Raw genomic sequence first — 22033 nt, forward strand, 5'->3', positions numbered from 1 at the left:
ACACAGCTAAACGCGTTCAAACACGGTGGCGATACCCTGGCCCAGGCCGATGCACATGGTCGCCAGGCCGAACTGCGCGTCGCGACGTTCCATGTTGTTCAACAGGGTGGTCGAGATGCGGGAGCCGGAACACCCCAGCGGGTGGCCGAGCGCGATGGCGCCGCCGTTCAGGTTAATCTTGTCGTCGATGCTGTCCATCAGCCCCAGATCCTTGATGCACGGCAGCGACTGGGCGGCGAACGCTTCGTTCAGCTCGAACAGATCGATGTCCTGCACGCTCAGACCGGCGCGTTTCAGCGCCAGCTTGCTGGCCGGCACCGGGCCGTAGCCCATGATGGACGGATCGCAGCCGACGACCGCCATCGAGCGGATGCGGGCGCGGGCCTTCAAACCGAGCGCTTTGGCGCGCGATTCGCTCATCAGCAGCATGGCGGAAGCACCGTCCGACAGGGCGGAGGAGCTGCCGGCGGTGACGGTGCCGTTGACCGGATCGAACGCCGGGCGCAGGGCCGACAGGCTTTCGACGGTGGTCTCCGGGCGAATGACTTCATCGAAATCGTAACGGGTCAGCACGCCGTCGGCGTCGTGGCCGTTGGTCGGTATGATCTCGTTTTTAAAGTAACCGGCCAGCGTTGCTGCATGCGCGCGCTGGTGGGAGCGGGCGGCAAATTCATCCTGCATCTGGCGACTGATGTTGTGCATCTTGGCCAGCATTTCAGCGGTCAGCCCCATCATCCCGGCGGCCTTGGCCACGCTGCGGCTCAGGCCCGGATGGAAATCCACGCCGTGGTTCATCGGCACATGGCCCATGTGTTCCACGCCGCCGATCAGGCTGATGTGCGCGTCGCCAACCATGATGGCGCGCGCCGCGTCGTGCAGCGCCTGCATCGAAGAGCCGCACAGGCGGTTGACGGTCACCGCCGGCACGCGGTGCGGGATCTCGGCCAGCAGCGCGGCGTTGCGGGCGATGTTGAAGCCTTGTTCCAGCGTCTGCTGCACGCAGCCCCAGTAAATGTCATCGATCTCCTCGGCGTTCAGCGCCGGGTTGCGGCTCAGCACTTCACGCATCAGATGAGCGGAGAGATCTTCGGCGCGCACCTGGCGGAAGGCGCCGCCCTTGGAGCGGCCCATCGGCGTGCGTACGGCATCAACAATAACTACGTTTTCCATCTTTATGACCTCATGCCGGTTGGCGGGTTGCGACGTCGGACAGCGGTGTCGCCACCGGGTAGTAGCTTTCATTGCGTTCGGCCTTGGCGCGCAGACCGGCCGGCACCTGATACAGGGCGCCGAGGTGTGCGTAACGCTGGGCCAGCTCAACGTAGTTGGCGGTGCCGAGCGTATCCAGGTAGCGGAACGCGCCGCCGTGGAACGGAGGGAAACCGATGCCGTAGACCAACGCCATATCGGCTTCGGCCGGGCTGGCGACGATATTTTCTTCCAGGCAACGCACCACTTCGTTGATCATCGGGATCATCATGCGCGCGATGATTTCTTCGTCGCTGATGGTCTGGCGCGGTTGGCTCACTTCGGCCAGCAGCGCATCGGTCTGCTCATCGTTGTCCTTGCGCGGTTTGCCTTTGCTGTCCTGGCTGTAGCGGTAGAAGCCCAGTTGATTTTTCTGACCGAAGCGCTGGTTGTCGAACATCACGTCAATGGCGTCGCGGTAGTCTTTGCTCATGCGATCCGGGAAACCGGCGGCCATCACGGCCTGCGCGTGGTGCGCGGTGTCGATGCCCACGACGTCGAGCAGGTAGGCCGGGCCCATCGGCCAGCCGAACTGTTTTTCCATCACTTTATCGATTTGACGGAAGTCGGCGCCGTCGCGCAGCAGCAGGCTGAAGCCGGCGAAGTATGGGAACAGCACGCGGTTGACGAAGAAGCCCGGGCAATCGTTCACCACGATCGGCGTTTTGCCCATGCGGCTGGCGTAGGCCACCACTTTGGCGATGGTGTCATCGCTGGTCTGTTCGCCGCGGATGATTTCAACCAGCGGCATGCGGTGCACCGGGTTAAAGAAGTGCATGCCGCAGAAGTTTTGCGGGCGCTTCAGCGATTTTGCCAGGTGATTAATCGGAATGGTCGAGGTGTTCGACGCCAGAACGGTGTCTTCACCGATCAGGCCTTCCACTTCCGACAGCACGGCGGCTTTGACTTTCGGATTCTCGACGACCGCCTCAACGATCACCTGCGCGCGCTCGATGCCGGCATAGTCCAGCGTCGGCTGAATGGTCGACAGCACCTGCGCCATTTTCAGGCCATCCAGCTTGCCGCGCTCCAGCTGCTTGTTGAGCAGCTTGGCCGCTTCGCTCATGCCCAGCGTCAGCGACTTGTCGCTGATGTCCTTCATGATCACCGGTACGCCTTTCAGCGCCGATTGGTAAGCGATACCGCCGCCCATGATGCCGGCGCCCAGCACCGCCGCCTGTTTTGGCGCATCCACATTCTTGGCCAGCTTTTTCGCCTGGCCCTTCACGAACTGATCGTTAAGGAAGATGCCGACCAGCGCGCGCGCTTCGTTGGAGCGGGCCAACGGCACGAAGCTGGCGGTTTCCAGTTTCAGCGCTTCATCGCGGCCCAGCTTGGCGGCGGCTTCAATGGTCTTCACCGCGGTCATCGGCGCCGGGTAATGTTTACCGGCGGTCTGCAGTACCATGCCTTTGGCGGTGGTGAAGCTCATCGCCGCTTCAATCGGGCTGAGTTTCAGCGGCTCCAGCTTAGGTTGACGCGCGGCGCGCCAGTCCAGCTTGCCGTCGATCGCCTGTTGCAGCATGTTGAGCGCCGCTTCGGCCAGTTTTTCCGGCGCCACTAACGCATCGACCAGGCCGACTTTCAACGCGTCTTTGGCGCTGACGTCTTTGCCGGCGGCGATGATTTCCAGCGCGCTGTCGTTACCCAGCAGGCGTGGCAGACGGACGGAACCGCCGAAGCCCGGCATGATGCCCAATTTGGTTTCCGGCAGGCCGATGCGCGCGTCCGGCGAGGCGACGCGGAAATCGGTCGCCAGAATGCATTCGCAACCGCCGCCGAGCGCATAGCCGTTAATGGCCGAAATGGTCGGTACCGGCAAATCTTCCAGCCGGTTAAAGACGTTGTTGGCGAATACCAGCCACTCGTGCAGCTTTTCAGCCGGTGCGGCAAACAGAGAAAGGAATTCGGTGATATCGGCGCCGACGATAAATGCGGCTTTGGTGGAGCGCAGCAGCAGCCCCTTGAGCTCAGACTGGTTTTCCAGCACGGTGAGCGCTTCGCCCAGGCTGGCGACGGTGCGGGTGTCCAGCTTGTTGACCGAGCCTGATGCGTTGAACACCAGCTCGGCAATGCCGTTATCGAGCCAGTGCAGTTGTAATGTTTCGCCTTGGTAGAGCATGTCTATCTCCTGAATCAGCGTATGATCTGGTATGACCAGATGAAGAGGAGTGTGGTTTTTATGTTAAAAATATGCAAATGAGAGATTGCATATTTGCTGGTCTGATCACATCTCACCAAGTTAGTGTTTTGATTTAAAACGGAGTTATATTTTATGTGCTATCGGCATTTGCTGGTGGTTGTCGGCCCTCATACACTTGCCTGCAGCGATTTATCATTCAGACGAGGTTAGGCATGACTAAGGCGGCTTGTGTCAAACGCAGCGGCTTATGGAGCATTCCCGCCAGAACCATGACGCTGGCGTGTCTGTTGGTGTTTATGGCGCAGATGGCGACGACCGTGTATCTGCCTTCGCTGCCGACGGTGATGCGCGAGCTGGCGATGAGCCGGCGTGCCACCGAGCTGTCCATTTCGATCTTCGTCATCGGCGCTGCCTTACCGGTGCTGTTCTGGGGCGCGGCTGCCGATCGCTTTGGCCGCCGAGCGCCGCTGACGCTTTCCCTGCTGCTTTTCATTGGCTGCAGCGGACTGTTGGCGCTGTGCAGCAACGGTACCCAATTACTGGCGCTGCGTGCGCTGCAAGGTGTGGGTGCCGGTGGTGCGGCGATCATTGCGCGTATCATCGTGCGGGATAACTGGAGCGGTGATGAGCTGGCGCGCCGTCTGTCGGTGCTCTCCATCGCTTTCATCACCGCGCTGGGCGGCGGTCAGTTTGTCGGCGGCCTGCTCAGCCAATATTCGCACTGGCAGATGGGCTTCGTCCTGATGGGCGCCACCGGTTTGGCCATTCTGGCGCTGATGGCGACGCTGCCGCTTGAGGCGGGGCGCGCACGTGGGCCACGCCCGGCGATGGCGGCCACCTACTTCGCCATCCTGCGGCGGCCGGGGTTCTTCTGGCCGGCCTGCGTCGGCGGATTGGGCTTCGCCACCACGGTGACATTGCAGGAGGTGAGTCCGTTCGTCATGCAGCAGGGTTTTGGTCTCAACGTTACGGCGTTCGGTGCGCTGGGGCTGGTGATCGGCGTCGCCTACTTCAGCGGGGCGCTGACGGTGAACCGCACGGTGGCGCGTGTCGGCGGGAAAAAACTGATGCAGGCCGGCAGCGGCATCGTGGCGCTGGCGGCGGCGGCGATCCTGCTGTTGTGGTGGAGCGGCGTCCTGGCCGGCCTTTCCGGTATGGCGCTGTTCATCGCGCTGTATTGCCTGACCATTTTTGGCCAGGCGGTGCTGTTTCCCAACAGCATGGCGATGGCCGTCAGCGATGCCAAAGAGTACGGCGCTTATGCGATGGCGCTGTGTGGCTTTCTACAGCAGTGTCTGGCGGGCGTTGCCGCGGCCGGCGCGGTGTTGTTGGAGCACCATGGCCTGTGGGCGCTGGCGATAGCGTTGCTCGGCCTGGCCGGCTGGCTAATGGTTAAACTGCGGATGTAACGGCATTTGCAGGGAATTGCGAGCTGCTCCGCATGCCCAACGCGATAAGGTTGGTGCGCCGGAGCGCTGTGTTAAGATGACTTCTTTCGTGCTAAGGCATAAGGGTACTGTGATGGAAACGCTGGCTTCTTTGTATAACGACCACCTGGCAGAGCTGCAAAAACGCGCGCGCGAAGTGCTGGAGCGCAACAAGTTGGATGCGCTGCTGATTCACTCCGGTGAGCTGCAAAAGGTATTTTTGGACGACCATAGCTATCCGTTCAAAGTGAACGCGCATTTCAAAGCCTGGGTGCCGGTGACGTCGGTGCCGAACTGCTGGTTGTGGATCGACGGTGTCAATAAGCCGAAGCTGTGGTTCTACTCCCCGGTCGACTACTGGCACAGCGTAGAGCCGCTGCCGGACAGTTTCTGGACCAAGTCCCTTGAATTGATGCCGCTGGCCAACGCCGATGCGATCGCGCAGCAGCTGCCGTCGCAGCGTGAGCGCGTGGGCTATATCGGTTATGCGCAACAGCGCGCACGCGATCTCGGCATTTCTTCTGAAAACATCAACCCGAAAGCGGTGTTGAACTACCTGGATTTCCACCGTTCTATCAAAACCGGCTACGAGCTGGCCTGCATGCGCGAAGCGCAGAAGACGGCGGTAACCGGCCATCGTGCGGCGCATGAGGCGTTCCTCTCCGGCATGAGCGAGTTCGACATCAATCTGGCCTACCTGACGGCGACAGGCCACCGCGATACCGACGTGCCTTACGACAACATCGTAGCGCTGAACGAACACGCTTCGGTACTGCACTACACCAAGCTGGATCATCAGCCGCCGGCCGAACCCCTGAGTTTCCTTATCGACGCCGGCGCGGAATATAACGGCTATGCCGCCGATCTGACCCGCACCTACGCGGCGCAAAGCGGCAGCGAGTTCGCCCACCTGGTGAAAGATCTCAATGGTGAACAGCTGGCGCTGATCGACACCATCAAGCCCGGCGTGCGCTATACCGACTACCATGTGCAAATGCATCAGCGCATCGCCAAGCTGCTCAAGAATCACAAGTTGGTGAACGGCCTCAGCGAAGAGGCGATGGTTGAAACGGGTATTACCACGCCGTTCCTGCCGCACGGGCTGGGCCATCCGCTGGGCCTTCAGGTGCACGACGCCGCCGGCTTTATGCAGGACGAGCAAGGCACCCATCTGCCGGCGCCGTCCAAGTATCCATTCCTGCGTTGCACCCGCGTGTTGCAACCGGGCATGGTGTTGACCATTGAGCCAGGTCTGTACTTCATCGAATCTCTGTTGGCGCCGTGGCGCAGCGGTGAATTCAAGCAGCACTTCGCCTGGGATCGCATCGATGCGCTGAAGCCGTATGGCGGCATCCGTATCGAAGACAACATCGTGATCCACGAAAAGCGCATCGAGAACATGACGCGCGATCTGAACCTGGCCTGATGCGGCCTTACCCGATACCGGCGGAAGCCACCTGCTTTACCGAAGAAATAAAGAAGAGCCGTTTTATCACCCTGCTGGCGCCGACCAGCGGGGTAGAAGCGGCAAAGGCGTTTATTCAGCAGGTGCGGGATGAGCATCCGGCGGCGCGACACCATTGTTGGGCTTTCGTCGCCGGCAGCCCCGATGACTCGCAGCAACTGGGGTTCTCAGACGACGGAGAGCCGTCGGGCACCGCCGGCAAACCGATCCTCGCGCAGCTGATGGGGAGCGGCATCGGTGAAGTGACCGCCGTGGTCGTTCGTTACTATGGCGGCGTCAAGCTGGGCACTGGCGGGCTGGTGAAAGCCTATGGCAATGGTGTTCAACAGGCGTTGAAGCAGTTGGCGTTGGCACAAAAGGTGCCGGAAGCCGAATATATCTTGCAGTGCGACTATGCGCAGTTGGCGTTGGTGGAGAACTTGCTGCAGCAAACCGCAGGTCGGATCCTGCAGGGCGAATACGGTGCCGCCGTCGTGCTGCATCTGGCGTTGCCGGCCACCGAGGTCGAACTGTTTGGGAATAAATTGCGTGATCTCAGTCGCGGTAATTTGCAATTAACCCCCATTTCGCAATAATTCCTCCCAATTGAATTGCTAAGGATCGTGCTGAAATGCATTTTCGCGCCATAACCCGTATCGTTGGTCTGCTGGTCATCCTGTTCTCCGGGACGATGTTTATTCCCGGCCTGGTGGCATTGATTTACCGCGATGGGGCGGGGCGCGCGTTCAGCCAAACCTTCTTCGTGGCGTTGACCATCGGGCTGATGCTGTGGTGGCCGAACCGCAAACAGAAACACGAGCTGAAGCCCCGTGAAGGCTTCCTGATTGTCGTGTTGTTCTGGACCGTGCTGGGCAGCGTGGGGGCATTGCCGTTCCTGTTTTCGGAGCGCCCTAATTTGTCGCTGACCGACGCCTTCTTTGAATCCTTCTCGGGATTGACGACTACCGGCGCAACGACGCTGGTGGGGCTGGACTCGCTGCCGAAGGCCATCCTGTTCTATCGCCAAATGCTGCAATGGATGGGCGGCATGGGGATCATCGTGTTGGCGGTGGCGATACTGCCGATACTTGGCGTCGGCGGCATGCAGCTGTATCGAGCGGAAATGCCCGGGCCGCTGAAAGATAACAAGATGCGTCCACGCATCGCCGAAACAGCCAAAACCCTGTGGCTAATCTATGTGTTGCTGACCGTCGCCTGTGCGCTGGCGCTCTGGGGGGCCGGGATGTCGGTGTTCGACGCGATCGGCCACAGTTTCTCGACCATCGCCATTGGCGGGTTTTCTACCCACGACGCCAGTATCGGTTATTACGCCAGTCCGACTATCAACACCATCATCGCCGTGTTCCTGCTGATTTCCGGCTGTAACTACGGCCTGCACTTCGCTTTGCTAAGCGGCCGTAGTCTGAAGGTGTACGGGCGCGATCCTGAATTCCGCATGTTCATCTTCGTTCAGTTGACGCTGGTGGTGGTATGCACGTTGGTGCTCTGGGGACATGGCGTCTATAAGAGCGGTATGGAAACGCTCAATCAGGCGTTCTTCCAGGTGGTATCGATGGCGACCACTGCCGGTTTTACGACCGACAGCATCGCCAAGTGGCCGCTGTTCCTGCCGATGTTGTTGCTGTGCTCAGCGTTCATCGGCGGCTGCGCCGGCTCGACCGGCGGTGGCCTGAAGGTGATCCGTATTCTGCTTCTGTACCTGCAGGGCTCGCGCGAGTTGAAGAGGCTGGTGCACCCCAACGCGGTCTATACCATCAAACTGGGCAACCGCGCGCTGCCGGAACGTATTCTGGAAGCGGTGTGGGGATTCTTCTCCGCCTATGCGCTGGTGTTTATCGTCAGCATGTTGGCGATCATTGCCACCGGCGTTGACGATTTTTCCGCGTTCGCCGCAGTGACGGCAACACTCAATAACCTTGGCCCCGGCCTGGGCGTGGTGGCAGATAACTTCACCACGATGCCGGCGGCGGCCAAGTGGATCCTGGTGGTGACGATGCTGTTCGGGCGCCTGGAAGTGTTTACATTGCTGGTGCTGTTCACGCCAACTTTTTGGCGTGAGTGAGCCTGATATAAGGAGTACGCCATGAAGGCATTGATACTTTATTCGAGCCGTGACGGGCAAACACGTGCTATCGCTTCTTATATAGCAAGCAAGTTGCAGGACACGCTGCGTTGTGAGGTGATTGATCTGCTGCAGGCGGAACAGGTCGACCTTAGTCAGTACCAGCAGGTGATGATCGGTGCTTCTATCCGTTACGGGCACTTTAATCCGGTACTGGATAAATTCGTTAAGCGCCATGCCGAACAGCTGAATAGGATGCCGAGCGCCTTCTTCGCCGTGAACCTGACCGCGCGTAAACCGGAAAAGCGCTCACCGCAAACCAACGCTTATACCCGCAAGTTCCTGCTGGCCTCGCCGTGGCAGCCAAAACAGTGCGCGGTGTTTGCCGGCGCATTGCGGTATCCGCGCTATCGTTGGTTCGACCGCATCATGATTCAATTTATTATGCGTATGACGGGCGGTGAAACGGATACCAGTAAGGAAGTGGAGTACACAGATTGGCAGCAGGTCGATCGTTTCGCCCAGGAATTTAGCCAGATCCAGTACGAAAAGTGACAAAAACGCGGGTTTGGCCAGCGTTTTGCCGAAAAAATCCGCGCTTGAAAAGTTTTTTGCAATTAGGGGTTGCGGCCTGCCGAGAACTCCCTATAATGCGCCTCCACTGACCGGGAACAACGACTGACAAGCCGCCGGGTCAGCGAGAAGAAAGCGAAATAAACGCTTGACTCTCCGGGCGAAAAGCGTAGTATACGCAGCCCGCGCCGATGAGTTTCTCGGCACTGCTCTTTAACAATTTATCAGACAATCTGTGTGGGCACTCCACAAGACGATATCCAGCATCTTCGGATGCAAAAAAATATCAAGTCTTGAAGAGTGACTAACTGAAGTAAAATTCATGCAGTAAATCTTTGAGCATCGCTTCTCGAGTGGAAGCAAATCAAGCTTTTAATTGAAGAGTTTGATCATGGCTCAGATTGAACGCTKGCGKMWRGCWTAACAYTATRCAAGTCGAGCGGTAGCACAGGGGAGCTTGCTCCCTGGGTGACGAGCGGCGGACGGGTGAGTAATGTCTGGGAAACTGCCTGATGGAGGGGGATAACTACTGGAAACGGTAGCTAATACCGCATAACGTCGCAAGACCAAAGAGGGGGACCTTCGGGCCTCTTGCCATCAGATGTGCCCAGATGGGATTAGCTAGTAGGTGGGGTAATGGCTCACCTAGGCGACGATCCCTAGCTGGTCTGAGAGGATGACCAGCCACACTGGAACTGAGACACGGTCCAGACTCCTACGGGAGGCAGCAGTGGGGAATATTGCACAATGGGCGCAAGCCTGATGCAGCCATGCCGCGTGTGTGAAGAAGGCCTTCGGGTTGTAAAGCACTTTCAGCGAGGAGGAAGGTGGTGAGCTTAATACGTTCATCAATTGACGTTACTCGCAGAAGAAGCACCGGCTAACTCCGTGCCAGCAGCCGCGGTAATACGGAGGGTGCAAGCGTTAATCGGAATTACTGGGCGTAAAGCGCACGCAGGCGGTTTGTTAAGTCAGATGTGAAATCCCCGGGCTCAACCTGGGAACTGCATTTGAAACTGGCAAGCTAGAGTCTCGTAGAGGGGGGTAGAATTCCAGGTGTAGCGGTGAAATGCGTAGAGATCTGGAGGAATACCGGTGGCGAAGGCGGCCCCCTGGACGAAGACTGACGCTCAGGTGCGAAAGCGTGGGGAGCAAACAGGATTAGATACCCTGGTAGTCCACGCTGTAAACGATGTCGATTTGGAGGTTGTGCCCTTGAGGCGTGGCTTCCGGAGCTAACGCGTTAAATCGACCGCCTGGGGAGTACGGCCGCAAGGTTAAAACTCAAATGAATTGACGGGGGCCCGCACAAGCGGTGGAGCATGTGGTTTAATTCGATGCAACGCGAAGAACCTTACCTACTCTTGACATCCAGAGAACTTTCCAGAGATGGATTGGTGCCTTCGGGAACTCTGAGACAGGTGCTGCATGGCTGTCGTCAGCTCGTGTTGTGAAATGTTGGGTTAAGTCCCGCAACGAGCGCAACCCTTATCCTTTGTTGCCAGCGGTTCGGCCGGGAACTCAAAGGAGACTGCCAGTGATAAACTGGAGGAAGGTGGGGATGACGTCAAGTCATCATGGCCCTTACGAGTAGGGCTACACACGTGCTACAATGGCGTATACAAAGAGAAGCGACCTCGCGAGAGCAAGCGGACCTCATAAAGTACGTCGTAGTCCGGATTGGAGTCTGCAACTCGACTCCATGAAGTCGGAATCGCTAGTAATCGTAGATCAGAATGCTACGGTGAATACGTTCCCGGGCCTTGTACACACCGCCCGTCACACCATGGGAGTGGGTTGCAAAAGAAGTAGGTAGCTTAACCTTCGGGAGGGCGCTTACCACTTTGTGATTCATGACTGGGGTGAAGTCGTAACAAGGTAACCGTAGGGGAACCTGCGGTTGGATCACCTCCTTACCTAAAGATATTAGTTCGCGTGGCGTGCTCACACAGATTGTCTGATAGAAAGTAACGAGCAGAAATACCTTTATAGGCTTGTAGCTCAGGTGGTTAGAGCGCACCCCTGATAAGGGTGAGGTCGGTGGTTCAAGTCCACTCAGGCCTACCACTTCTCATGAAGTGGAAAAGGTACTGCGCGTGACTGTATGGGGCTATAGCTCAGCTGGGAGAGCGCCTGCCTTGCACGCAGGAGGTCAGCGGTTCGATCCCGCTTAGCTCCACCATATAGTCCGGTATTTCAATACTTCAGAGTATATTGGCGACAGTATGCTGCGAAGTATTTTGCTCTTTAACAATCTGGAACAAGCTGAAAATTGAAACATGACGGCTGAAATTTATCCCTCCGTAGAAGTWYYGGGATAAAGAGTAACCTGTCATAGAGTCTCTCAAATGTTTGCAGCRCGAACGATGGAAACATCTTCGGGTTGTGAGGTTAAGTGACTAAGCGTACACGGTGGATGCCTAGGCAGTCAGAGGCGATGAAGGGCGTGCTAATCTGCGAAAAGCGTCGGTAAGGTGATATGAACCGTTATAACCGGCGATACCCGAATGGGGAAACCCAGTGTGTTTCGACACACTATCATGTCATGAATACATAGTGGCATGAGGCGAACCGGGGGAACTGAAACATCTAAGTACCCCGAGGAAAAGAAATCAACCGAGATTCCCCCAGTAGCGGCGAGCGAACGGGGAGGAGCCCAGAACCTGAATCGGCTTGTGTGTTAGTGGAAGCGTCTGGAAAGTCGCGCAGCAAAGGGTGATAGCCCCGTACACTAAAATGCACAGGTCGTGAGTTCGATGAGTAGGGCGGGACACGTGACATCCTGTCTGAATATGGGGGGACCATCCTCCAAGGCTAAATACTCCTGACTGACCGATAGTGAACCAGTACCGTGAGGGAAAGGCGAAAAGAACCCCGGCGAGGGGAGTGAAATAGAACCTGAAACCGTGTACGTACAAGCAGTGGGAGCACCTTCGTGGTGTGACTGCGTACCTTTTGTATAATGGGTCAGCGACTTATATTTTGTAGCAAGGTTAACCGTATAGGGGAGCCGTAGGGAAACCGAGTCTTAACTGGGCGATTAGTTGCAAGGTATAGACCCGAAACCCGGTGATCTAGCCATGGGCAGGTTGAAGGTTGGGTAACACTAACTGGAGGACCGAACCGACTAATGTTGAAAAATTAGCGGATGACTTGTGGCTGGGGGTGAAAGGCCAATCAAACCGGGAGATAGCTGGTTCTCCCCGAAAGCTATTTAGGTAGCGCCTCGTGAACTCATCTTCGGGGGTAGAGCACTGTTTCGGCTAGGGGGCCATCCCGGCTTACCAAACCGATGCAAACTCCGAATACCGAAGAATGTTATCACGGGAGACACACGGCGGGTGCTAACGTCCGTCGTGAAGAGGGAAACAACCCAGACCGCCAGCTAAGGTCCCAAAGTCATGGTTAAGTGGGAAACGATGTGGGAAGGCATAGACAGCCAGGATGTTGGCTTAGAAGCAGCCATCATTTAAAGAAAGCGTAATAGCTCACTGGTCGAGTCGGCCTGCGCGGAAGATGTAACGGGGCTAAACCATGCACCGAAGCTGCGGCAGCGACGCTTAGCGTTGTTGGGTAGGGGAGCGTTCTGTAAGCCGTTGAAGGTGGCCTGTGAGGGTTGCTGGAGGTATCAGAAGTGCGAATGCTGACATAAGTAACGATAAAGCGGGTGAAAAGCCCGCTCGCCGGAAGACCAAGGGTTCCTGTCCAACGTTAATCGGGGCAGGGTGAGTCGACCCCTAAGGCGAGGCTGAAAAGCGTAGTCGATGGGAAACAGGTTAATATTCCTGTACTTGGTGTTACTGCGAAGGGGGGACGGAGAAGGCTAGGCTGGCCGGGCGACGGTTGTCCCGGTTTAAGCGTGTAGGGGGTGTGACCTGGTAAATCCGGTTGCATACTAACCCTGAGGCGTGATGACGATGCACTACGGTGCAGAAGTAGTTGATGCCCTGCTTCCAGGAAAATCCTCTAAGCTCCAGGTAACATTAAATCGTACCCCAAACCGACACAGGTGGTCAGGTAGAGAATACCAAGGCGCTTGAGAGAACTCGGGTGAAGGAACTAGGCAAAATGGTGCCGTAACTTCGGGAGAAGGCACGCTGGCATGTAGGTGAAGTCCCTTGCGGATGGAGCTGAAGCCAGTCGAAGATACCAGCTGGCTGCAACTGTTTAATAAAAACACAGCACTGTGCAAACACGAAAGTGGACGTATACGGTGTGACGCCTGCCCGGTGCTGGAAGGTTAATTGATGGGGTCAGCCGCAAGGCGAAGCTCTTGATCGAAGCCCCAGTAAACGGCGGCCGTAACTATAACGGTCCTAAGGTAGCGAAATTCCTTGTCGGGTAAGTTCCGACCTGCACGAATGGCGTAATGATGGCCAGGCTGTCTCCACCCGAGACTCAGTGAAATTGAACTCGCTGTGAAGATGCAGTGTACCCGCGGCAAGACGGAAAGACCCCGTGAACCTTTACTATAGCTTGACACTGAACATTGAGCCTTGATGTGTAGGATAGGTGGGAGGCTTTGAAGCGTGGACGCCAGTCTGCGTGGAGCCATCCTTGAAATACCACCCTTTAATGTTTGATGTTCTAACTCGGCCCCGTGATCCGGGGTGAGGACAGTGTCTGGTGGGTAGTTTGACTGGGGCGGTCTCCTCCCAAAGAGTAACGGAGGAGCACGAAGGTTAGCTAATCACGGTCGGACATCGTGAGGTTAGTGCAAAGGCATAAGCTAGCTTGACTGCGAGAGTGACGGCTCGAGCAGGTACGAAAGTAGGTCTTAGTGATCCGGTGGTTCTGAATGGAAGGGCCATCGCTCAACGGATAAAAGGTACTCCGGGGATAACAGGCTGATACCGCCCAAGAGTTCATATCGACGGCGGTGTTTGGCACCTCGATGTCGGCTCATCACATCCTGGGGCTGAAGTAGGTCCCAAGGGTATGGCTGTTCGCCATTTAAAGTGGTACGCGAGCTGGGTTTAGAACGTCGTGAGACAGTTCGGTCCCTATCTGCCGTGGGCGTTGGAAGATTGAGAGGGGTTGCTCCTAGTACGAGAGGACCGGAGTGAACGCACCACTGGTGTTCGGGTTGTCATGCCAATGGCATTGCCCGGTAGCTAAGTGCGGAAAAGATAAGCGCTGAAAGCATCTAAGCGCGAAACTTGCCTCAAGATGAGTCTTCCCTGGRCCTTTAAGGYCCCTGAAGGAACGTTTAAGACTAAGACGTTGATAGGCTGGGTGTGTAAGTGCAGCGATGCATTGAGCTAACCAGTACTAATGATCCGTGAGGCTTAACCTTACAACACCGAAGGTGTTTTTAGAGAGATTTTCAGCGAAGTTCCGAGATTGGTTCTGATGGCGACACGAGAGTGAAGCGGTTGGAATGAAACAGAATTTGCCTGGCGGCAATAGCGCGGTGGTCCCACCTGACCCCATGCCGAACTCAGAAGTGAAACGCCGTAGCGCCGATGGTAGTGTGGGGTCTCCYMAWGCSAGAAWGCCMKGATAMYGACGTWCTASRGCTKTWTGCTATRCGTAAAATWAATATCCTGACAGTATCTATTACTTTGAAAAATGCCTTTTTGGGCATATGTAGCTTATCCTTATAAGGAAGCATAATGTTTCTTTGCTAGGGAAATAGCCAGCTAAATATATAATTGATAGTTCCAGATTATTATTTAAATAATAAAAATATCTATCTATGAACAGACTGATGAGAATTATCCGGTTATATCAAAGATAAGTCTTAATTCTTCAGTGTATTAGTCGATAAATTTCACGTTAATTAAAACAAATATTAGCCAGACGCCTCGAATCGAGTAGACTAGGCGGAAGATTATTTCCGTATGGGTACTGAACGTTATGTCTACTGAAAGCGCGTCTTTAAAAAACCACAATACGTTTGCGCTCCCGGTCAACGCAGCGCACCTGATCATGGCCGATAGAATTGAGCTGATGCTCAAGGTGTGGCAACAAACGCGCAAGCGTCAGGAGCCGTTGCTGATTCTCGGTGAAGGTAGCAACGTGCTGTTCCTGGAGGATTTTTCTGGCACAGTAATGGTCAATCAGTTGAAGGGTATTGATGTTCGGGAAGATAACGATGCCTGGTATCTCCACGTCAGCTCCGGTGAAAATTGGCATGACCTGGTGCAATATACGCTGCAGGCCGGGATCTGCGGTCTGGAAAACCTGGCGTTGATTCCTGGATTGGCCGGTTCCGCCCCTATCCAGAACATCGGCGCCTACGGCGTCGAATTGAAAGACGTCTGCGAGTATGTCGATCTGCTGGACTTCTCTACCGGCGCTATCGATCGTATTCCGGCTGCCGAGTGTGGTTTTGGCTACCGGGAAAGTATTTTCAAACACCGTTTCCAGACCGGACATGTCATTGTTGGGCTGGGTCTGCGTCTCAACAAACAGTGGCAACCCAAATTGAGCTACGGCGATCTGGCCAAGCTGGATCCTGCCACGGTGACGCCACTTCAGGTATTTGAATCCGTATGCGCCATGCGCCGCAGCAAGCTGCCCGATCCGCGTGAAACCGGCAATGCCGGCAGCTTCTTCAAGAATCCGCTGGTGAACGCAGAGAAAGCCGCAGAACTCATCGCTCAATATCCCGGTATGCCGCATTATCCACAGCAGGATGGCCAGGTGAAGCTGGCCGCCGGATGGCTTATCGATCAATGCGAACTGAAAGGATATCGTATCGGTGGCGCTGCGGTACACCGCCAACAAGCGCTGGTGCTGGTGAACATCGCCAACGCCCACAGTCAGGATGTGGTGGCGTTGGCGCGCCACGTACGCAAGACGGTGGCTGATAAATTCGGCGTGTGGCTGGAACCTGAGGTGCGTTTTATTGGCGCGACCGGTGAACTGAATGCCGTGGCGGTGCTGTCATGAAAGATACCAAGGTTCCGTTAAAACTGATCGCGCTGCTGGCTGACGGCGAATTCCATTCCGGTGAACACCTCGGTGAGTCACTGGGCATGAGTCGCGCGGCGATCAATAAGCATATTCAGACCATTCGCGAATGGGGACTGGATGTCTTTACCGTGCCCGGAAAAGGCTATAGCCTGCCTGGCGCCATCCAGCTGTTGGAAGCCAAGCGAATCCTCAGCCTGCTGGAAGACAAGCGTGTAAGCGTGTTGCCGGTGGTCGATTCCACCAACCAATACTTGCTGGACCGCATCGACGAATTGCACTCTGGTGATGCCTGCGTCGCTGAATACCAACAGGCTGGACGAGGGCGCCGCGGGCGGCAGTGGATCTCGCCATTCGGCGCTAATTTATATCTGTCGATGTTCTGGCGACTGGAGCAGGGGCCGGCAGCGGCTATGGGGCTTAGCCTGGTGATCGGGATGGTGATGGCGGAGGTCTTGCAGCGCCTCGGTGCGGCTGATGTGCGCGTGAAGTGGCCTAACGATCTTTATCTGAACGATCGTAAATTAGCGGGGATCCTGGTCGAACTGACGGGAAAAACCGGCGATGCGGCTCAACTGGTCATCGGCGCCGGCATCAACCTGGCGATGCGTGATACCAATGCCAGCGCCATTACTCAGGGATGGATTAACCTACAGGAAGCGGGAATTCAGATCGATCGCAATGAACTGGCTGCAACCTTGCTTAATGAACTGCGTCAGTCATTGAAACAGTTTGAGATAGACGGACTCGCGCCCTTTATCGGTCGCTGGCGTACCCTGGATAACTTTATCGACAGGCCGGTCAAGCTGCTGATTGGCGAGCGGCAGATTGTGGGTATCGCCCGAGGAATCGATTCACAGGGCGCACTGCTGCTGGAACAGGACGGGGAGATCAAGCCCTTCATCGGTGGCGAGATATCGCTGCGCAGCGCGGAATAGTGAGAAAAGACAAGGGGACAGTAACGTCCCCTGAATCGATCGGTAGGCTTACTTTCTTAAACGCACGCTTTCAACGGCGTGGTTAGCGCTTTTGGTCATTATCAGGCTGGCGCGTTCACGGGTGGGCAGTATATTCTGCTGCAAATTCAATCCGTTAATTTCATTCCATAATTGCGTGGCGATATTAATCGCCTCCGGTTCCGGCAATTTTGAATAATTATGGAAATAAGAATCGGGATTGGAAAATGCGCCCTGACGGAATTTCAGAAAACGATTGATATACCAGCTTTGTAATAGCGTTTCCGGCGCATCGACATATATAGAGAAGTCGACAAAGTCGGAAACGAATACGCGATGCGGATCGTGAGGATAATCCATACCGCTTTGCAACACGTTAAGCCCTTCCAGGATCAGAATATCCGGTTGCTCGATGACTTTATTACCTTCGGGTACAACGTCATAGATCAAATGGGAATAAACCGGGGCGGTGACGCGTTTGGCGCCGGATTTCACTTCCGACACGAATTTCACCAGGCTATGCATATCGTAAGACTGCGGGAAGCCTTTTTTCTTCATCAGGCCGCGTTCGTTCAGCACCTTATTAGGGTGCAAGAAGCCGTCGGTCGTGATCAACTCAACGCTGCGGTGTTCTGGCCAACGGCTCAACAACGCCTGCAACAGACGTGCGGTTGTGCTCTTACCTACGGCTACGCTGCCGGCGATGCCGATGACATAGGGAATCTTTTGCCCGTCGGTGCCGAGGAATTGCTCGAGCACCGCCTGCCTACGCAGGTTGGAACTGATATAGAAGTTCAACAGCCGTGACAGCGGCAGATAAATCTGCGCAACTTCTTCCAACGAGAGATCTTCGTTAATCCCTTTCAGTTTAACGATCTCTTCTTCCGACAACGTCAGCGGCACCGAATCTCGCAACGCAGCCCATTGGGTACGATCGAACTGTAGGTAAGGCGTTGCTAAAGATTGATCTCTTTTTATCATAAGCCAAATTCTGCCTGTTAACGCAGGTTGGGAAAGGCGCCGGACGCCAACTCCAGAGAATAAACAAGCTGCATATTATAGACAGCTTCGTTTTTGGCGTAGACTTTTTTCGCAAAAGTTGTCGATAGGCAGCAGTTTATGTCAATTGTGCGAAGCGGCGCGCAGTTGATAAAGCGGGGTTGCAAGGCGGTATCATCAGAGCCGGATACCGCCTGAAGACTAACTGGCGATGGCGCGCGAAGGCTGATTTACGGTGAACAGACGTTTGTAATAAATGACGGTCGGATGGTAATGCCCATCGGGACCCGCTGCATAATCCGGCAGCTCACCCAAACAGCGATAACCCAGGCTGCGATAAAGCGCTTCTGCCGCCGAACCGGCCTGCGTATCCAGATACAATAGCCCGCGTTGCTGCTGCAGTGCCGCGTACTCCAGCGTCTTCATCAGAGCCTGACCTACGCCGTTGCGGCGAGCACGGCTATGCACCAACAGCTTCACCACCTCCGCACGATTACGGCCGTTCGGCTTCTGGCAAAGTTCGAGTTGCACGGTGCCAACGACGCCGCGATCGTCACGGGCAATCCACAGCAGCAGCTCACCTTTGGCCAGGGCCGGTCGCAGACTGTGGAAGTAGCTCTCGGCGTCTTCGTGAGGAATTAAGGTGTCGTAACCGACAGAAGCGCCGTGCGTGACGGCATCGGTCAACAGGCGGGCCAATTCATCGCGGTAAATTGGGAGCGTAGCGGCGTTGATAGGCACTATTTTCATCGGTCATTCCTCCTGGGATGGGGGTAATGAAGAGAAGCAATAACTGAGCCACAGCGGCGAAAGGCATAGCAACGGCAAAAGGGCGAGGGATCAGTGTAGCCCACGCCGCAGTCCGGGGCAGGTATCCCCTTTTTGGTGCATCGATCCCGCTCACAGTTTACCAGCGCGGGTTAAGTGTTTTGAGAAGCCCGACACGGAGAAAGCGGCGCTCAAGGCTTGCAAAAAGTGGATAAAATTGTAGAGAATGATTGCCGCGAGTGATGAATGTTTGCACGCCGCAGGCTGCAAATTGCATGACAGTATGCAAAATTGACTGATTTATGAGCGAAAGTGCGCGTAAAGCAATTTTTTTGTTGCATAGGTCGCCCGCTCTACCTAGAATGCGCTGCACTTGATGCCGGCTTAGCTCAGTAGGTAGAGCAACTGACTTGTAATCAGTAGGTCACCAGTTCGATTCCGGTAGCCGGCACCATTCAAGTCACAAGTAGTTAAAATCTGGTGGGGTTCCCGAGCGGCCAAAGGGAGCAGACTGTAAATCTGCCGTCACAGACTTCGAAGGTTCGAATCCTTCCCCCACCACCAAATCTTGCCTTCGGCGATTAACTGAGATGCGATAAATACCGCAACGGTTGATGGCGGGAGGAGAGGGCGAAAGCCTTCGGCAAGGTTCGAGCTGTGCAGCGCAAGGCGCAGCCGGCCCGAAGGATGCGAGCCGAGTGATGAACAATCCTGCTCCATCCCAAAATTCTACAGAAAAATCAGGTAGCCGAGTTCCAGGATGCGGGCATCGTATAATGGCTATTACCTCAGCCTTCCAAGCTGATGATGTGGGTTCGATTCCCACTGCCCGCTCCAAGATGTGCTGATATAGCTCAGTTGGTAGAGCGCACCCTTGGTAAGGGTGAGGTCGGCAGTTCGAATCTGCCTATCAGCACCACTTCTTAATTTCTCGCCCCCTGATTTTCTTTCTGTTCTGGATTCAACGAGCAAATGCTTGGTTGATGTGGTGATACCACCGATTTATCCGTGTCTTAGAGGGACAATCGATGTCTAAAGAAAAGTTTGAACGTACAAAACCGCACGTTAACGTCGGTACTATCGGCCACGTTGACCACGGTAAAACTACCCTGACTGCAGCGATCACTACCGTTCTGGCTAAAACCTACGGCGGTTCTGCACGTGCTTTCGACCAGATCGATAACGCGCCAGAAGAAAAAGCTCGTGGTATCACCATCAACACCTCTCACGTTGAGTATGACACCCCGACTCGTCACTACGCGCACGTTGACTGCCCAGGGCACGCCGACTACGTGAAAAACATGATCACCGGTGCTGCTCAGATGGACGGCGCGATCCTGGTAGTAGCTGCGACTGACGGCCCAATGCCTCAGACCCGTGAGCACATCCTGCTGGGTCGTCAGGTTGGCGTTCCTTTCATCATCGTATTCATGAACAAATGCGACATGGTTGATGATGAAGAGCTGCTGGAACTGGTAGAAATGGAAGTTCGCGAACTGCTGTCCGCTTACGACTTCCCAGGCGACGACCTGCCAGTAATCCGCGGTTCCGCGCTGAAAGCGCTGGAAGGCGAAGCTGAGTGGGAAGCGAAAATCATCGAACTGGCCGAAGCCCTGGACAGCTACATCCCAGAGCCAGAGCGTGCAATCGACAAGCCGTTCCTGCTGCCAATCGAAGACGTATTCTCCATCTCCGGTCGTGGTACCGTTGTTACCGGTCGTGTTGAGCGCGGTATCATCAAAGTTGGCGAAGAAGTTGAAATCGTTGGTATCAAAGACACCGTTAAGTCTACCTGTACTGGCGTTGAAATGTTCCGCAAACTGCTGGACGAAGGCCGTGCTGGTGAGAACGTAGGTGTTCTGCTGCGTGGTATCAAACGTGAAGAAATCGAACGTGGTCAGGTACTGGCTAAGCCAGGCTCCATCAAGCCGCACACCCAGTTCGAATCTGAAGTGTACATCCTGAGCAAAGATGAAGGTGGTCGTCACACGCCATTCTTCAAAGGCTACCGTCCACAGTTCTACTTCCGTACTACTGACGTGACCGGTACCATCGAACTGCCAGAAGGCGTAGAGATGGTAATGCCAGGCGACAACGTGAACATGGTTGTAACCCTGATTCACCCAATCGCGATGGACGACGGTCTGCGTTTCGCAATCCGTGAAGGCGGCCGTACTGTAGGCGCTGGTGTTGTTGCTAAAGTTATCGCTTAATCGCTGATAAAGTTTGACGCGACACGCGGTAAAAGGGCATCATTTGATGCCCTTTTTCTACGCTGTGAACTAGAACCTATCTCATCAGCGATTTTGCAGTCATAATCATTGGTGAGATGGGCTCTTAAACCGTATTGACTGAATACGTCATGGCGTAAAACACCGGGATATCGCTAGTGCGGTATCCGATCGGTTTGGTTTGCCTCGCAATGCGAGGCAAAGTTGTTTGTTCTGAATCATCATTGTGACAGGTTGGTTTATGAGTGCGAATACCGAGGCTCAAGGGAGCGGACGCGGCCTGGAAGCGGCAAAGTGGCTGATCGTCGCCGTTCTGTTGGTTGTGGCTATTGTCGGTAACTATTACTACCGTGATTTAAGCCTGCCATTGCGCGCGCTGGCAGTTGTGCTGATCATCGCCGTTGCAGGTGCAGTGGCTCTGATGACCACCAAAGGCAAAGCCACCGTTGCGTTTGCCCGTGAAGCGCGTACCGAAGTACGTAAAGTGATTTGGCCAACTCGTCAGGAAACGCTACACACCACGTTGATCGTTGCCGCGGTAACCGCCGTGATGTCACTGATTCTGTGGGGACTGGATGGTATTCTGGTCCGTCTGGTGTCGTTTATTACTGGCCTGAGGTTCTAAAATGTCTGAAGCTCCAAAAAAACGTTGGTACGTCGTTCAGGCGTTTTCCGGTTTTGAAGGTCGCGTAGCGCAATCGCTGCGTGAACACATCAAACTGCACGATATGGAAGAGCTGTTCGGCGAAGTGATGGTGCCTACGGAAGAAGTGGTTGAAATCCGTGGCGGCCAGCGTCGCAAGAGCGAGCGTAAGTTCTTCCCTGGCTATGTGCTGGTGCAGATGGTGATGAATGACGCCAGCTGGCACCTGGTGCGCAGCGTACCGCGCGTCATGGGGTTCATCGGCGGTACGTCTGACCGTCCAGCGCCGATCAGCGATAAAGAAGTTGATGCGATCATGAACCGCCTGCAGCAGGTCGGTGACAAGCCGCGTCCGAAAACGCTGTTCGAGCCGGGCGAGCTGGTGCGCGTCAACGACGGCCCGTTTGCCGATTTCAACGGCGTGGTCGAAGAAGTCGATTACGAGAAGAGCCGCCTGAAAGTTTCCGTTTCCATCTTCGGCCGTGCAACGCCGGTGGAACTGGACTTCAGCCAGGTTGAAAAAGGCTGATCGAATAATCAGCAATAAGCGGTCCGTTGCCGCTTGTCAAAGGCGCGAAATTGAACTACAATTTCGCGCCT

At 55.5% G+C, this 22033-nt stretch carries 14 protein-coding genes, 6 tRNA genes, 3 rRNA genes and 1 other RNA gene; 20 read left to right on the forward strand and 4 right to left on the reverse strand.

The annotated features are described in order from the left end of the window. Nucleotides 1–6 precede the first annotated feature (6 nt). Nucleotides 7–1170: an acetyl-CoA C-acyltransferase FadA gene (gene fadA / locus L085_RS05725; RefSeq protein ID WP_044030289.1), complete on the reverse strand. Its 1164-nt coding sequence runs from the start codon at nt 1168–1170 to the stop codon at nt 7–9. 10 nt (nt 1171–1180) lie between these two features. Continuing rightward, nucleotides 1181–3370 (reverse strand): fatty acid oxidation complex subunit alpha FadB, encoded by a 2190-nt coding sequence (gene fadB / locus L085_RS05730; protein ID WP_044030291.1) that lies wholly within the window; start codon nt 3368–3370, stop codon nt 1181–1183. Between the two features lie 233 nt (nt 3371–3603). On the opposite strand from fadB, the gene L085_RS05735 reads away from it, so the two are divergent. The 12 genes from L085_RS05735 (at nt 3604) to birA (ending at nt 16774) form a co-directional block, all read left to right on the forward strand. After that, nucleotides 3604–4800 (forward strand): MFS transporter, encoded by a 1197-nt coding sequence (locus tag L085_RS05735; protein ID WP_044030292.1) that lies wholly within the window; start codon nt 3604–3606, stop codon nt 4798–4800. A gap of 112 nt (nt 4801–4912) precedes the next feature. Continuing rightward, nucleotides 4913–6244 (forward strand): Xaa-Pro dipeptidase, encoded by a 1332-nt coding sequence (gene pepQ / locus L085_RS05740; protein WP_044030293.1) that lies wholly within the window; start codon nt 4913–4915, stop codon nt 6242–6244. After that, on the forward strand, nt 6244–6858 hold the full coding sequence (locus tag L085_RS05745; RefSeq protein WP_004934489.1) for an IMPACT family protein: 615 nt from the start codon (nt 6244–6246) through the stop codon (nt 6856–6858). Before pepQ ends, L085_RS05745 begins: the two co-directional genes overlap by 1 nt. A gap of 35 nt (nt 6859–6893) precedes the next feature. Next, nucleotides 6894–8345 (forward strand): Trk system potassium transporter TrkH, encoded by a 1452-nt coding sequence (trkH, locus tag L085_RS05750; protein WP_004934492.1) that lies wholly within the window; start codon nt 6894–6896, stop codon nt 8343–8345. Nucleotides 8346–8366: 21 nt separating this feature from the next. Then, nucleotides 8367–8900, forward strand: coding sequence for a menaquinone-dependent protoporphyrinogen IX dehydrogenase (gene hemG / locus L085_RS05755; protein ID WP_004934493.1), 534 nt, complete (start codon nt 8367–8369; stop codon nt 8898–8900). A gap of 391 nt (nt 8901–9291) precedes the next feature. After that, nucleotides 9292–10834, forward strand: a 16S ribosomal RNA gene (locus tag L085_RS05760). Nucleotides 10835–10908: 74 nt separating this feature from the next. Further along, a tRNA-Ile gene (locus L085_RS05765) sits at nt 10909–10985 on the forward strand. A 39-nt stretch (nt 10986–11024) separates the two neighbouring features. Continuing rightward, a tRNA-Ala gene (locus L085_RS05770) sits at nt 11025–11100 on the forward strand. A 207-nt stretch (nt 11101–11307) separates the two neighbouring features. Beyond that, nucleotides 11308–14214: ribosomal RNA gene (locus tag L085_RS05775) — 23S ribosomal RNA — on the forward strand. A gap of 99 nt (nt 14215–14313) precedes the next feature. Then, a 5S ribosomal RNA gene (gene rrf / locus L085_RS05780) occupies nt 14314–14432 on the forward strand. Together the 16S, 23S and 5S rRNA genes with 2 tRNA genes alongside form the textbook arrangement of a ribosomal RNA operon. Nucleotides 14433–14777: 345 nt before the next feature. Beyond that, entirely contained in the window at nt 14778–15815 is a 1038-nt protein-coding gene (gene murB, locus L085_RS05785; RefSeq protein ID WP_004929433.1) for a UDP-N-acetylmuramate dehydrogenase, read from the forward strand. Next, on the forward strand, nt 15812–16774 hold the full coding sequence (birA, locus tag L085_RS05790; RefSeq protein ID WP_004929427.1) for a bifunctional biotin--[acetyl-CoA-carboxylase] ligase/biotin operon repressor BirA: 963 nt from the start codon (nt 15812–15814) through the stop codon (nt 16772–16774). Before murB ends, birA begins: the two co-directional genes overlap by 4 nt. 48 nt (nt 16775–16822) lie before the next feature. On the opposite strand, the gene coaA is transcribed toward birA, so the two are convergent. Both coaA and L085_RS05800 read right to left on the reverse strand, forming a co-directional pair. After that, complete coding sequence (gene coaA / locus L085_RS05795) at nt 16823–17773, reverse strand: type I pantothenate kinase (RefSeq protein ID WP_025304936.1); 951 nt, start codon at nt 17771–17773, stop codon at nt 16823–16825. Between the two features lie 219 nt (nt 17774–17992). After that, complete coding sequence (locus tag L085_RS05800) at nt 17993–18541, reverse strand: GNAT family N-acetyltransferase (protein WP_004929422.1); 549 nt, start codon at nt 18539–18541, stop codon at nt 17993–17995. A 396-nt stretch (nt 18542–18937) separates the two neighbouring features. Between L085_RS05800 and L085_RS05805 the strand changes: the two genes are divergently transcribed. From L085_RS05805 to nusG, 8 genes are all read left to right on the forward strand, one after another. Beyond that, a tRNA-Thr gene (locus L085_RS05805) sits at nt 18938–19013 on the forward strand. Between the two features lie 25 nt (nt 19014–19038). Next, nucleotides 19039–19123 (forward strand) — tRNA-Tyr (locus L085_RS05810). Between the two features lie 46 nt (nt 19124–19169). Next, nucleotides 19170–19285: non-coding RNA, RtT sRNA (locus L085_RS24395), on the forward strand. Between the two features lie 36 nt (nt 19286–19321). Further along, nucleotides 19322–19396 (forward strand) — tRNA-Gly (locus tag L085_RS05815). A 6-nt stretch (nt 19397–19402) separates the two neighbouring features. Continuing rightward, nucleotides 19403–19478: transfer RNA gene (locus L085_RS05820), tRNA-Thr, on the forward strand. A gap of 109 nt (nt 19479–19587) precedes the next feature. Then, a complete protein-coding gene (tuf, locus tag L085_RS05825; RefSeq protein WP_015376315.1) occupies nt 19588–20772 on the forward strand; it encodes an elongation factor Tu in 1185 nt (394 codons plus the stop codon). Nucleotides 20773–21031: 259 nt separating this feature from the next. Continuing rightward, nucleotides 21032–21415 carry a preprotein translocase subunit SecE gene (secE, locus tag L085_RS05830; protein ID WP_004929916.1) on the forward strand — a complete coding sequence of 128 codons (384 nt, stop codon included), beginning with the start codon at nt 21032–21034 and terminating at the stop codon, nt 21413–21415. 1 nt (nt 21416) lies between these two features. After that, on the forward strand, nt 21417–21962 hold the full coding sequence (nusG, locus tag L085_RS05835; RefSeq protein ID WP_004929914.1) for a transcription termination/antitermination protein NusG: 546 nt from the start codon (nt 21417–21419) through the stop codon (nt 21960–21962). The last annotated feature ends 71 nt before the right edge of the window (nt 21963–22033 follow it).

Origin of the sequence: Serratia sp. FS14 (assembly GCF_000695995.1) — a bacterium.
Classification (GTDB): domain Bacteria; phylum Pseudomonadota; class Gammaproteobacteria; order Enterobacterales; family Enterobacteriaceae; genus Serratia; species Serratia nematodiphila.

Bases quoted from the DNA above. Each gene is read 5' to 3' on its own strand.
- fadA (WP_044030289.1), bottom strand. From the start codon at position 1,170: ATGGAAAACGTAGTTATTGTTGATGCCGTACGCACGCCGATGGGCCGC.
- fadB (WP_044030291.1), bottom strand. From the start codon at position 3,370: ATGCTCTACCAAGGCGAAACATTACAACTGCACTGGCTCGATAACGGC.
- L085_RS05735 (WP_044030292.1), top strand. From the start codon at position 3,604: ATGACTAAGGCGGCTTGTGTCAAACGCAGCGGCTTATGGAGCATTCCC.
- pepQ (WP_044030293.1), top strand. From the start codon at position 4,913: ATGGAAACGCTGGCTTCTTTGTATAACGACCACCTGGCAGAGCTGCAA.
- L085_RS05745 (WP_004934489.1), top strand. From the start codon at position 6,244: ATGCGGCCTTACCCGATACCGGCGGAAGCCACCTGCTTTACCGAAGAA.
- trkH (WP_004934492.1), top strand. From the start codon at position 6,894: ATGCATTTTCGCGCCATAACCCGTATCGTTGGTCTGCTGGTCATCCTG.
- hemG (WP_004934493.1), top strand. From the start codon at position 8,367: ATGAAGGCATTGATACTTTATTCGAGCCGTGACGGGCAAACACGTGCT.
- murB (WP_004929433.1), top strand. From the start codon at position 14,778: ATGTCTACTGAAAGCGCGTCTTTAAAAAACCACAATACGTTTGCGCTC.
- birA (WP_004929427.1), top strand. From the start codon at position 15,812: ATGAAAGATACCAAGGTTCCGTTAAAACTGATCGCGCTGCTGGCTGAC.
- coaA (WP_025304936.1), bottom strand. From the start codon at position 17,773: ATGATAAAAAGAGATCAATCTTTAGCAACGCCTTACCTACAGTTCGAT.
- L085_RS05800 (WP_004929422.1), bottom strand. From the start codon at position 18,541: ATGAAAATAGTGCCTATCAACGCCGCTACGCTCCCAATTTACCGCGAT.
- tuf (WP_015376315.1), top strand. From the start codon at position 19,588: ATGTCTAAAGAAAAGTTTGAACGTACAAAACCGCACGTTAACGTCGGT.
- secE (WP_004929916.1), top strand. From the start codon at position 21,032: ATGAGTGCGAATACCGAGGCTCAAGGGAGCGGACGCGGCCTGGAAGCG.
- nusG (WP_004929914.1), top strand. From the start codon at position 21,417: ATGTCTGAAGCTCCAAAAAAACGTTGGTACGTCGTTCAGGCGTTTTCC.